A 12,469-nucleotide genomic window follows, 5' to 3' on the forward strand; every position below is an offset into this window, starting at 1 on the left:
CCATCTTCGCGAAAAGCTCAATTTTTGTTCGACCTATCCCGGCTGCACCGACGCCGGGAATTCCATGCATATTCCACAGCAGTAAAGGGACAGAACCATGTCAGATTTCGACGCAGCCAAGTCCGGTCAATTCAAGATCGGCGGCGATCTTCCCGTTCATCGTCTCGGCTTCGGTGCCATGCGCATCACGGGGGCTGGCATCTGGGGCGAACCGGACGATCGTGCTGAAGCCGTCCGCACCCTGAAGCGCCTGCCGCAGCTCGGCATCAACTTCATCGACACGGCCGATTCCTACGGCCCAGACGTCTCCGAACTCCTTATCAAGGAAGCGCTCCATCCTTATGGCAAGGATCTCGTTGTCGCCACCAAGGGCGGGCTCACCCGCACGGGCCCGAATGTCTGGGTGCCGTTGGGGCGTCCTGAATATCTGATCCAGCAGGCGCACAAGAGCCTGCGCAATCTTGGCGTCGACCGGATCGATCTCTGGCAGCTGCATCGCATCGATTCCAAGGTGCCGGCGGCCGAACAGTTCGATGCCGTGAAGTCTTTGCTCGATGACGGCATCATCCGCCATGCAGGCTTGAGTGAGGTGTCGGTCGCTGAAATCGAGGCCGCCTCGAAGCACTTCAAGGTGGCGACGGTGCAGAACCGCTACAATCTCGTCGATCGCACCAGCGAAGACGTGCTCGATTATTGCCAGAAGCACGATATCGGCTTCATTCCCTGGTTCCCGCTTGCCGCGGGCGATCTCGCCAAGGAAGGCTCGCTTCTCGACACCATTGCCAAGAGACATGGCGCGGCGCCGAGCCAGATCGCGCTCGCCTGGGTCTTGAAGCGCAGCCCGGTCATGTTGCCAATCCCTGGAACGGGCAAGGTGAAGCACCTCGAGGAAAATACCGCAGCGGTCAACATCACGCTTTCCGACGAAGAGTTCGCAGCGCTGGATGCCGAAGGCAGAAAGGCCTTCAAGGAGGCATAAGGCGCACGGCTTCGGTGAACGAGGCCGGGGCAACCAATCGCAAATCACGGGGCGGCGCAGATGGCATCTGCGTCGCCCCGTCGCGTTTCTGCACGGGATAGCAACCCGTCTTGGCGTTCACGATCATGTGAATCGCCAACTGGCCGAGCGATACGGCTTTTAAATAGGCGGCGGAACGCCTGGTTTGTCGGTGCTATGCGGCGTTTTCGGCATGGATGGGCAAAAGCAATGCGCCAGGTGCATTGCTGCATTGCGAAGAGCGATCTGTTCATGCTCATTCCGGCGTTATATCTACCCGCTCGAAGGCAGCGCATCTCCTCCTCCCAGCGCGCCTTCATTGATTGGCAACACTCCTCCTCCCAGTTGCCAATCCGGATCAAAGAGCCTGACGCATCCTCCTCCCGCGTCGGGCTCTTTTTTATTTTCCGTATTCCTTAGCATCCACTTTTCGATGAAGGCGTTGCCCCTTTGCAATGCTGATGCGAATTAGCATTGCTTCATGTGGTGGTGAACGGGCCTCTGTGCTTGCGCCAGGGGTGCCGATGCGTAGAGTGGCCCGACAATCAGGCGGTTAAGAAGGGTTGCATGATGCAGCGTATGGCGAGTTCGGACCGGCGGGGAAGTGTCTTTTTCCGAATTGTTGCCATTGCTCTGACGCTGTCGTTGGCGGCTTGCGGCCGTCCCGTCGGGGTCATGCAGCCGGTTGCCGACAATGTTCCCGGAACGTCTAGGGTCGATTTGTTGGTCGCGACGACGCGCCTGCCGGACAAGGATCCCGCGATCCTCTTTTCGGGCGAGCGCGGTCCGGGGTTGAAGATCGATTCCGTCAGCATCTCCATTCCGCCGGAGGCCAATCGCAAGGTCGGTCAGGTGCAGTGGCCAAGCCGCTTGCCGGGCAACCCATTGAAGAATTTCGTCACCATTGGCGTTAAACCTCTTGCGACGGAAGCGGATGGGCGCGGCTGGCTGCACGCTGAACTGCCGAAGAACAAGCGGGTGCTGATCTTCGTGCATGGTTTCAACAACCGCTATGAAGATGCGGTCTATCGCTTCGCGCAGATCGTTCACGATTCGCATGCCGATGTCGCTCCGATCGTCTTCACCTGGCCGTCCCGCGCCAGCATCTTCGACTATGCCTATGACAAGGAGAGCACGAATTATTCTCGTGACTCGCTCGAGGAACTGTTTCGCCGGGTTGCCGCCGATCCCGCCGTCGGCGACATCACCGTCATGGCTCATTCGATGGGAAGCTGGCTGGCGGTCGAATCGCTGCGGCAGATGGCGATCCGCAACGGCCGCGTCGCCCCGAAGATCAAGAACGTCATTCTGGCTTCGCCCGATCTCGATGTCGACGTCTTCGGCCGGCAGTTCGCCGCACTCGGCAAGGACAAGCCGCACTTCACGCTGTTCGTCTCGCGCGACGACCGCGCACTTTCCCTTTCCCGGCGCATTTCAGGCAATATCGACCGTCTCGGCCAGATCGATCCCGCAGCCGAGCCCTATCGTAGCGAACTGGAAAAGCAGGGGATCACCGTACTCGACCTCACCAAGCTCAAGACCGGTGACGGTCTGAACCACGGCAAGTTTGCCGAAAGTCCGGAAGTGGTGAAACTGATCGGAGCACGGCTGATCGAGGGCCAGGTCATCACCGATTCCGATGTCGGCATCGGCGATGCCGTCGGTGCAGTTGCCATGGGTGCCGCCCAAACGGTCGGCAGCGTCGCCGGTGCCGCCGTCAGCGCCCCGATCGCCATCTTCGATCCTCGCACGCGTGAGAATTATGGAGAGCAGTGGCGCCGTGTCGGCGCCTCGGCGGGCAATACGGTCGGCTCTCTCGGCGATAGTGTCGAGGCGACGGGCAACAATGTCGGCGAGACATTGCGGCAATAGGGGCCTGATTGTCGACGGGAGCGCAGCATCATCAAAAGCCAATAGCCAGCCTGCTTAAACTGATATATCACAGATCCGCACCATATCGGACATGGTGACATTTTGCGGGCAGGCTTCGGCATGGGCGAAAACAAGCGTAGGGTTATGATCGTCGGCAGCAATGCCGAGCTGGCCGGCATCGCGCTGCTGCCGGGAGGAGCCAAGTCTCGAAACGCCAGGCAATTGCCTTGGTGGTCGATGGCGGCACGACGCGATACGTTTGATCGGAGTAGATGAGATGAGATGGAAGCGTACGATCCAGTTGCTGGACGTTCATTGCGAGGGAGAAATCGGCAAGGTTGCCATTGGCGGCGTGCCGAAGATCCCGGGAAACAGCATTGCCGAGCAGCTGCATTGGCTGAACACCGACCCCAAGGGGCAGGAGTTGCGCCGCTTCCTCGTGCTGGAGCCGCGCGGCGCGCCGATCGGCTCTGTCAATCTGCTGCTACCGGCCAAACATCCCGATGCCGATGCCGGCTTCATCATTCTGCAGCCCGATCAGGCGCATGCAAGCTCCGGCTCGAATTCCATCTGCGTGACGACGGCACTGCTCGAATCCGGTATCGTCGAGATGAAGGAGCCGGAAACGGTCGTCACGCTCGATACGGCAGCCGGCCTCGTTCGTGCCACGGCGACCTGCCGCGACGGCCGTTGCGAGAAGGTGCGGCTGACCATGGTGCCGTCCTTCGTTCATGAGCTCGATGTCGAGCTCGACACGCCGCAATGGGGCAAGATCAAGCTCGACCTTTGCTATGGCGGCATCTTCTATGCACTCGTCGATGTCGGCCAGATCGGCTCAAAGATCGAGAAGGGCAATGCGGCAACCCTCGTCCAGGCCGGCATGGTCATCAAGGATGCGATCAATCGGGCGATGACCGTGGTTCATCCGGAAATCCCGGCAATCTCGGGTGTCGCCTATGTGATGTTCCGCGACATCGATCCCGATGGCGCCATCCGCACCTGCACGACCATGTGGCCCGGCCGCGCCGACCGCTCGCCCTGCGGCACCGGCAATTCCGCCAATCTGGCGACGCTGCATGCGCGCGGCAAGGCCAAGGTCGGCGACGTCTTCAAATCCCGCTCGATCATCGGCTCGGAGTTCGAAGTCGGCCTGCAGGCGGAGACCGAAGTCGCCGGCAAGCGCGCCATCATCCCCACCATCACCGGCCGCGGCTTCACCTTCGGCCTCAGTCAGGTGGCGCTCGACCCGTTCGACCCGATGGCGGGTGGTTTTGCGATGACCGACGTTTGGGGCCCTTTAGCGGGGGATATTTGAGGGCTCTGCGATCCGTCTCGACTATCTGGAGAGCTCTGTCCTTCACCCTAACCTTCTCCCCGCATGCGGGGAGAAGGGCTGCCCTTCGACAAAGCTCAGGCTGCCGGATGAGGGGCCTTTGGCTACGCACCGGCTTTATCCCTTCGGATAAATCACGCCCTTGCGTAAAATGATATTCCCATAGAGCCGCGGCTCGCCCGTCTGTATCAGCGCATGCGCTTGTTTCACCCGCTCGTAAAACTCCGCCGGCAGTAGCGGCACGACCTTGATCTCGGGCACATGCCGGGCGCAGCACTCGATCATCTCAGCATGAACGGGGTCGACCGCATCGCGATCCTGCTTGACGGTCGCCCGGAAGATCGCCTGCGGCACGAAATCGTCGATCGGAAGCACGCTGAGCACCGCATCGAGCACGCGGATCACGTCATGGCCATCCAGGCGAACGAGGCGGCGCCCGTGTTCGAGGCCGGGATAATTGCCGTCCACAAGGGCGATCTCGTCGCCATGGCCCATGGCGCGCAGCGTCGCCAGCAAATCCGGGCTCAATAGCGGGTCAATGCCCTTCAGCATGCTCTATCTCCTTGAAGAGGACGTTCTGGTCGATGAGGTAGCGCGCGAAGATCGGCAGGCTGGCGCCGCCGATGGCGCGGGCCTGCGGCCCGACCGCGCCTTCGACGATATCAGGCATGACGACACCCTGAAGATCCAGCTCCGCTGCCGCCTTCATGGTCGCGCGGACCACGCGCTCGCGCACCCAGTCGGGGAAGCCGCCGTCGATGACGGCTGCGCTGAAATCGATCACGGAGGCGGCGGCAACGATGGCCTGCGCCAATGCTTTTGCCGTGTCCTGGATCCAGATTTCCAGCGGCTCGCCGAAATCGACCCAATTATCGGCGGAGTACCAAAGGGGGCGCGGATCGAAACCATGATCTCGCAGCAGGTTTTCGAGCACGAAGATCGAAGCGATTTCCAGAAGCTGGCGGTTTTCGCCATTGCGGCCGCGCACGGGTAGGGGGCCGAGCGCCCCGGCCGTTCCTGTCCGGCCGACGAAGATCGACGAATTGAGGACGATGCCGCCGCCGATGAAGGAGCCGATGAAGAAATAGACGAAATCGGGATAATGCGAGCCGACGCCGAAGACGAGCTCTGCACCGCAAGCGCTGGTGGCGTCATTCTGCAGGAAGACGGGATAGGGCATGCGAGAGGCGATTTGCGCCCGAAGGTCGAAGCCGCGCCAGACATCCATGGCCCCCGGCGGCGCTCCCACCTGTTCCGCCCAATTCCAGAGTTCGAATGGCGCTGCGACCCCCATTCCGGCGATCTTGCCGCGTTGCTCTTCGCTGAGCCGGCCTTCCAGCTCTTTGACGCCGGCAATGATGAAGGCGATGATGTCCTGCGGCAGCGGGTAGGGATAGATCTGATGCAGTTGCATCCGGATGCCGCCGACGAAATCCATCAGCACCAGATCGGCGCTGCGTCGCCCGATCTTCACGCCGAAAGAGAGAACGGCGTCCGGATTGAGCCGCATGGGGATGGAGGGTTGGCCGACCCGTCCGCGCACCGGGGCATCGCGAGACAGAAGTCCATCCTTCTCCAAAGCCCGCATGATGACGGAAACGGTCTGCGCTGACAGCCCGCTGCGACGCGCAATATCGGCCTTCGACAACGCATCGTGACGGCGCACGAGCGACAGCACGAGCCGCTCGTTGTGAGCGCGTACGCCAAGCTGGTTCGCGCCCCCGCTGGGGTCGAGAATCGCCGGTGTTGTCGGTGTGTCTTCCGGGTCGTGCACGAGAGACATGGGCCTGCTCCTTCCATCATGGCCATGCCCTATTTTTTTCGAGAATGCCACATCCAATTAATAATTCAATCCGATTTATTTATTGACAGGTCGAAATCTTTAGGCTCAGATATAGGCCGTCGAGGATGCTCATATGACCTTGGAGGAGGTCCAACGGAAACAATCTGACAGGCATAGCGCATCTTCAGCCGGGTTCGGGCCCGGGGCTGCCGGGAAGGTCCGGCTTTTCAAACATCGGGAGGATTGAATGAAGAAATCTGTTATTTCCGCAGCGATCGCCGCTCTGGCGCTCGGCGTAGCCTTCGCCGCACCGGCAAAGGCCGCTGGCGTATCCGCCTGCCTCATCACCAAGACCGATACCAATCCCTTCTTCGTCAAGATGAAGGAAGGCGCCACCGCCAAGGCGAAGGAACTCGGCGTAACGCTGAAGTCCTATGCCGGCAAGATCGATGGTGACAGCGAAAGCCAGGTCGCCGCGATCGAGAGCTGCATCGCCGACGGCGCGAAGGGCATCCTGATCACCGCATCCGATACCAAGGGCATCGTTCCCACGGTCAAAAAGGCACGCGACGCCGGCCTGCTCGTGATTGCGCTCGACACGCCGCTCGAGCCGGCCGATTCCGCTGATGCGACCTTCGCAACGGACAACCTGCTCGCCGGCAAGCTGGTCGGGCAGTGGGCCAAGGAAACCATGGGCGACAAGGTGAAGGATGCCAAGGTTGGCTTCCTCGATCTGACGCCGTCGCAGCCTTCCGTCGACGTGCTGCGCGACCAGGGCTTCATGATCGGCTTCGGCATAGACCCGAAGGATCCGAACAAGATCGGCGACGAAACCGATCCGCGCATCGTGGGTCATGACGTCACCAACGGTAATGAAGAAGGCGGCCGCAAGGCCATGGAAAACCTTCTTCAGAAGGATTCCGGCATCAACGTCATCCACACCATCAACGAACCGGCAGCAAGCGGCGCTTATCAGGCTCTGAAGGCCGTCGGCCTCGAAAAGCAGGTGTTGATCGTTTCGATCGACGGCGGTTGCCCGGGTGTCAAGTCGGTCAAGGACGGCACCATCGGCGCAACCGCGCAGCAGTATCCGTTGATGATGGCAGCCCTCGGCGTCGAGGCGATCAAGAAGTTCGCGGACACCGGTGAGAAGCCGAAGCCGACCGAAGGTAAGGCCTTCTTCGATACCGGCGTTTCCCTGGTGACGGACAAGCCGGTTCCCGGCCTCAAGTCCATCGACACCAAGGAAGGTCTCGCAAAGTGCTGGGGCTAAGCCCCTCACACATGTGATATAGTCCCTTGGGGAGCCGCGTCATGCGCCTGCTGGCGCGGCTCTTCACAAAGGGAGCAGATAGTCGCAACAGCCATGTCGGTCGGGTCTAGATCCTGGCTGGCTCCAACAGCCGGCGGTTTCCGCGCGTCCGGCGCGGTGGCGGAGGAACAAAATGTCCGGAGCACAAGAATTCGAACGTGTTCTCGACGGCAGCGACAAGAAGGTCGCTTCGTTCGAGGATAACAAAGTCTCCCTTTTGAAGCGCGTGCAGCATTTCCTGCACTCGACGCCGGCGGCGGTGCCGCTGATCGTGCTGGTGCTGGCGATCGTGATCTTCGGCATCGCCATCGGCGGGAAATTCTTTTCCGCCTATACGCTGACGCTCATCCTGCAGCAGATCGCCATCGTCGGTATTCTCGGCGCGGCGCAAACGCTGGTGATTCTGACCGCCGGCATCGATCTTTCGATCGGCGTCATCATGGTCATTTCCTCGGTCGTCATGGGCAATGTCGCCGTGACATACGGCCTGCCGACGCCCATCGCTGTCGTGGCCGGCCTGATCGTGGGCGGCCTCTGCGGATTGCTCAATGGCTTCCTCGTCGCCAACATGAAGTTGCCGCCGTTTATCGTGACGCTTGGCACGTGGAATATCGTCATGGCGACGAACTTCATCTATTCCGCCAACGAAACCATTCGCGACACCGATGTCGATGAAAAGGCGCCGCTCCTGCATCTGTTCGCCATGAGCTTCCGCGTTGGCGGCGCCGTACTTACCCTCGGCGTCGTTGCCATGGTGCTTCTGGTCATCGGCCTCTGGTACGTGCTCAACCACACCGCCTGGGGCAGGCATGTCTACGCTGTCGGCGACGATCCGGAAGCGGCGAAACTCGCCGGTATCCAGACGAAGAAGGTGCTTCTCGCCGTCTACGGCGTGTCGGGGCTGATCGCAGGCTTGGCTGCCTGGGTCTCCATCGGCCGCAACGGCTCGGTCTCGCCATCTTCCGCTGTGACGGATTTCAATCTTCAGGCAATCACCGCAACCGTGATCGGCGGCATCTCGCTTTTCGGCGGCCGCGGCTCGATCCTCGGCACGCTCTTCGGCGCCATGATCGTCGGTGTCGTCTCCATGGGTCTCAATATGCTTGGAGCGGATCCGCAGTGGAAGGTGCTTCTGACCGGCGTTCTCATCATCGGCGCCGTCGCGATCGATCAATGGATCAGAAAGGTATCGGCATGACCACGACCGTCGAACCCATTCTCACCGCCCGCGGTCTTGTCAAGCGCTATGGCCGCGTGACCGCCCTCGACAATGCGGATTTCGATCTCTACCCCGGCGAAATCCTTGCCGTGATCGGCGACAACGGCGCCGGAAAATCCTCGCTGATCAAGGCGATTTCCGGTGCGGTCATTCCCGACGAGGGCGAGATCAAGCTGGAGGGCAAGACCGTCCAGTTCCGCTCGCCGATGGAAGCGCGCGAAGCCGGCATCGAGACCGTCTATCAGAACCTGGCGCTGTCGCCGGCACTTTCGATCGCCGACAACATGTTCCTCGGCCGCGAAGTCCGCAAACCCGGCATCCTCGGCTCCGTGTTCCGCATGCTCGATCGGCCTGCGATGGAAAAGCGCGCCCGCGACAAGCTCTCCGAACTTGGCCTGATGACGATCCAGAACATCAACCAGGCGGTGGAAACGCTCTCCGGCGGCCAGCGTCAGGGTGTGGCCGTGGCGCGCGCTGCCGCCTTCGGCTCCAAGGTCGTCATCATGGACGAACCGACGGCCGCCCTCGGCGTCAAGGAAAGCCGCAAGGTTCTCGAACTCATCCTTGATGTGCGTGCACGCGGCTTGCCGATCGTCCTGATCTCGCACAATATGCCGCACGTCTTCGAAGTGGCGGACCGCATCCACATCCACCGCCTTGGACGACGCCTGACCGTCATCAATCCCAAGGATTATTCCATGTCCGACGCCGTCGCCTTCATGACCGGTGCCAAGGCGCCGCCGGTGGAGAATGTCGCCGCATGAGTGTCGCGCTCGACGATGTTGCCGGTCAGATCGTTGACCGGGCCGGCAAGGTAAAACGATTCCTGGTGGCGATCGCCGGTCCACCGGGCGCCGGCAAATCGACGCTGGCAGACAATGTCGTCAAGGCATTGCATGCCAAAGGTGAAAGCGCCGAGGTTCTCCCGATGGACGGTTTCCATATGGATAACGCCGTCCTCATCGAAAAGGGCCTTCTGAAGCGCAAGGGCGTGCCTGACAGTTTCGATGTGCGCGCTTTCCTCGACATCGTCAAAGCCGTGCGCGCAGCCGATCAGGAAGTGCTGGTGCCGGTCTTCGACCGCTCGCGCGAGCTTGCCATCGCATCCGCCCGCATCGTGTCCCCCGAACACCGTTTCATTGTGATCGAGGGCAACTACCTGCTGTTCAGCCAGGGGAAGTGGGCTGAGCTGGAAGGCATGTTCGACTTTTCGATCATGCTCGCACCGCCGATGGAAGTGCTCGAAGAGCGGCTCTGGGCACGCTGGCGGGGCTATGACCTCGACGAGGAAGCGGCCGGTGCCAAGGTTTACGGCAACGACTTGCCGAACGGCCGGCTGATTCTCGAAAATCGCCGCCCGGCAGACGTCACCATCGATATCGTTCAGGACTGACCTCACGATCATTTAACTGCCGTCGCGGATTGTTTTGCGATGCTGGTTGGTGCTATCGAAGCGCGATATCATCAGGCATGATCCCGAAGTCGGCGAAGCCGTTCCGGGCGGGTTCATGCCAATATTTCTAGAGGTCGCGCCCATGCAAAAGCTCATCATCCGCCGTCCTGACGACTGGCATCTGCACTTGCGTGACGGCGCCATGCTGGAAGGCGTGATCGGTGATACCTCCAGGCATTTTGCCCGCGCCATCATCATGCCCAACCTCGTGCCCCCGGTGGTAACGACGGCTGATGCGACAGCCTATCGCGAACGGATCATGAAGGCGCTGCCATCAGGCGACCGGTTCCAGCCGCTGATGACGCTCTATCTCACCGAGCATACCGATCCCGACGATGTCGAGGAAGGCAAGAAGAGCGGGCTGATTACTGCCCTCAAGCTCTATCCGGCGGGTGCGACAACCAATTCGCACGGTGGCGTGCGCGATCTCAACAAGGCCATGCCGGTGCTGGAACGCATGGCCAAGGTCGGCCTGCCGCTCTGCGTCCATGGTGAGGTCACGACGCCGGAAGTCGATATTTTCGATCGCGAAGCCGTGTTCATCGAAACCGTGCTCGATCCCTTGCGCCAGCGCCTGCCGGAACTGAAGGTGACGATGGAGCACGTAACGACGTCAGACGGGGTGAACTACATCAAGTCGGCAGAGGCAAACCTCGCCGGTTCGATCACGACGCACCACCTGATCATCAACCGCAATGCCATTCTCGTCGGCGGCATTCGTCCGCACTACTATTGCCTGCCCGTCGCCAAGCGCGAAAGCCATCGCCTGGCGCTCCGGGCAGCTGCCACCAGCGGCGACGCCAGGTTCTTCCTTGGCACGGATTCCGCTCCGCATGTCGATCCCCTGAAAGAATGCGCCTGCGGCTGCGCCGGCATCTATACTTCGATCAATACCATGAGCTGCCTGGCGCATGTCTTCGAGGAAGAGGGCGCACTCGACAGGCTCGAAGCCTTTGCATCGCTGAACGGTCCAGCCTGGTATGGGCTGCCTGTCAATGACGACAACATCACTCTGGTGCGCCGGTCCGAGGCTGTGACATTTCCGGCGAAGATCGAGACGGGAGCTGGCCCGGTTACCGTTTTCGACCCCATGTTCCCGTTGCATTGGGATGTCGAATCTTAAATTAAGTACTTTCTAATATAAGTATTGATGAATTTCGTCCAGTATTGGCGGTAAAGTATTCGTGTTTTGCCGTTAAATGACACGTATATTTTGCTGAAATGTATTTTCTTTATTAATTGCCGTAACCAATTTGATACCCCTTGAGGACTAGCGTGGCATCGATCCCCTACGGTCATGATGAAACCGTTGAAAGAGCATGATGCTGGTTGATTATAACTCACTTCTTCTCGCTCTTGGCGTCTCCGCGTCCTGCCTTGCGGTGACATTGGTGGGAAGCTGGTTTTCTCGCCGGCCCGATACCTTTCTGTTGACGTGTTCTGCCGGCCTGGTGCCGCTGGTCGGCGGTATTTTTATTTACGGGCACTACGTCGACAAGCCTCATCCGATCTTTGCCATCCTGACATTTGTCCTGTTTTTCATAGGCTTCTCGACGATCTGGGTAGCCGGCTACCAGTTTCGCACGCGACGGCTTTCCGCGTGGCGGTTCCTGGCTGGTTGTCTGACCGGTATGACGGCGTCCATTGGGCCAATGCTCGCCGGTTATGATGGCTTGGCTTTCATCGGCGATAACCTCGTGATCGGCATGTTGCTGCTGCTGACGGCGCGCGAATACTGGATGAGCCGGCATGAGGCGCCGACGCCGCTTTACGGCATTACTGCGCTCTATACTTTGACCGCAATTTCCTTTGGCCTTTGTGCCGCGGTGCTCATCGCGGATGGCAAACTTGTGCTCGGTCATGCACCTGACAACTGGGCGGAGGATTTCAGCCTCGCCGTTTGCATCGCCGGCATGACGGGTATCGGCGCGCTCTCGCTTGCCTTGCATCAATGGCGCCAGGCGGCATTGCATCGTCAGGAGGCGATCACCGATTCCCTGACAGGATTGCTCAATCGTCGCGCGCTCTTCGATCTCTATGGTCGGCGCACGTTTGGCCCATCCATGGCCGTCATCGTCTTCGACATCGATCGTTTCAAGGCGATCAACGACCAGCATGGCCATGCGGCCGGTGATCTCGTGCTCAAGCTTTTCGGCCAGGAATTGTCAGCGGGGTTGCGCCCCTCGGATACGGTCGCGCGCCTCGGTGGCGAAGAATTTGCCCTGGTGCTCGACAATACCTTGCCCGGCCGGGCCGAGCAGGTCGCCGAACGGGTGCGGGACGCTTTTGCCGCGCGATCGATCGAGGTCGACGACCAAGCCGTGAGCTGCACCGTCAGCGCGGGCGTTGCGACCGGCACCGTCAAGGGCATAGATTTCGACGACGTTCTCCGCGCCGCCGACAAGGCGCTATACGAAGCGAAAAGAAATGGCCGCAACCGTGTCGAGGTCGCGGCCTATCTGCACGCTGTCTAGAGCATGTCGCGCAAAAGTGTGCAGCG

The 12,469-nt window shown here is 60.5% G+C and carries 11 protein-coding genes; 9 read left to right on the forward strand and 2 right to left on the reverse strand.

Annotation, left to right across the window (positions count from 1 at the left end; translation table 11 throughout):
• Positions 1-97 precede the first annotated feature (97 nt).
• The 3 genes from ACIQJ2_RS23540 to ACIQJ2_RS23550 all read left to right on the forward strand — a co-directional run bounded on the left by ACIQJ2_RS23540 (position 98) and on the right by ACIQJ2_RS23550 (position 4,184).
• Positions 98-979: an aldo/keto reductase gene (locus ACIQJ2_RS23540; protein WP_199148924.1), complete on the forward strand. Its 882-nt coding sequence runs from the start codon at positions 98-100 to the stop codon at positions 977-979.
• Positions 980-1,576: 597 nt separating this feature from the next.
• On the forward strand, positions 1,577-2,869 hold the full coding sequence (locus ACIQJ2_RS23545; RefSeq protein ID WP_199148933.1) for an alpha/beta hydrolase: 1,293 nt from the start codon (positions 1,577-1,579) through the stop codon (positions 2,867-2,869).
• A gap of 277 nt (positions 2,870-3,146) precedes the next feature.
• Positions 3,147-4,184, forward strand: a complete 1,038-nt coding sequence (locus ACIQJ2_RS23550) for a 4-hydroxyproline epimerase (protein ID WP_199148922.1) — start codon at positions 3,147-3,149, stop codon at positions 4,182-4,184.
• Between the two features lie 135 nt (positions 4,185-4,319).
• Here ACIQJ2_RS23550 and ACIQJ2_RS23555 read toward each other — a convergent pair whose 3' ends face one another.
• Entirely contained in the window at positions 4,320-4,754 is a 435-nt protein-coding gene (locus ACIQJ2_RS23555; protein WP_400673176.1) for an RbsD/FucU family protein, read from the reverse strand.
• Positions 4,738-5,985: an ROK family protein gene (locus tag ACIQJ2_RS23560; protein WP_400673174.1), complete on the reverse strand. Its 1,248-nt coding sequence runs from the start codon at positions 5,983-5,985 to the stop codon at positions 4,738-4,740. The genes ACIQJ2_RS23555 and ACIQJ2_RS23560 overlap by 17 nt, the downstream gene beginning before the upstream one ends.
• Positions 5,986-6,232: 247 nt before the next feature.
• On the opposite strand from ACIQJ2_RS23560, the gene ACIQJ2_RS23565 reads away from it, so the two are divergent.
• The 6 genes from ACIQJ2_RS23565 to ACIQJ2_RS23590 all read left to right on the forward strand — a co-directional run bounded on the left by ACIQJ2_RS23565 (position 6,233) and on the right by ACIQJ2_RS23590 (position 12,443).
• Entirely contained in the window at positions 6,233-7,258 is a 1,026-nt protein-coding gene (locus tag ACIQJ2_RS23565; RefSeq protein WP_199148919.1) for a sugar ABC transporter substrate-binding protein, read from the forward strand.
• Positions 7,259-7,430: 172 nt separating this feature from the next.
• Positions 7,431-8,495: an ABC transporter permease gene (locus tag ACIQJ2_RS23570; RefSeq protein WP_199148918.1), complete on the forward strand. Its 1,065-nt coding sequence runs from the start codon at positions 7,431-7,433 to the stop codon at positions 8,493-8,495.
• Complete coding sequence (locus ACIQJ2_RS23575) at positions 8,471-9,280, forward strand: ATP-binding cassette domain-containing protein (protein ID WP_199092780.1); 810 nt, start codon at positions 8,471-8,473, stop codon at positions 9,278-9,280. Before ACIQJ2_RS23570 ends, ACIQJ2_RS23575 begins: the two co-directional genes overlap by 25 nt.
• Positions 9,277-9,909 carry a nucleoside triphosphate hydrolase gene (locus ACIQJ2_RS23580; RefSeq protein WP_400673171.1) on the forward strand — a complete coding sequence of 211 codons (633 nt, stop codon included), beginning with the start codon at positions 9,277-9,279 and terminating at the stop codon, positions 9,907-9,909. The genes ACIQJ2_RS23575 and ACIQJ2_RS23580 overlap by 4 nt, the downstream gene beginning before the upstream one ends.
• A gap of 142 nt (positions 9,910-10,051) precedes the next feature.
• Positions 10,052-11,092 carry a dihydroorotase gene (gene pyrC / locus ACIQJ2_RS23585; protein WP_400673168.1) on the forward strand — a complete coding sequence of 347 codons (1,041 nt, stop codon included), beginning with the start codon at positions 10,052-10,054 and terminating at the stop codon, positions 11,090-11,092.
• 199 nt (positions 11,093-11,291) lie between these two features.
• Positions 11,292-12,443, forward strand: coding sequence for a GGDEF domain-containing protein (locus tag ACIQJ2_RS23590; RefSeq protein WP_199148914.1), 1,152 nt, complete (start codon positions 11,292-11,294; stop codon positions 12,441-12,443).
• The last annotated feature ends 26 nt before the right edge of the window (positions 12,444-12,469 follow it).

Source organism: Rhizobium sp. NPDC092011 (assembly GCF_044756305.1).
In the GTDB taxonomy this organism is placed as follows: domain Bacteria; phylum Pseudomonadota; class Alphaproteobacteria; order Rhizobiales; family Rhizobiaceae; genus Rhizobium.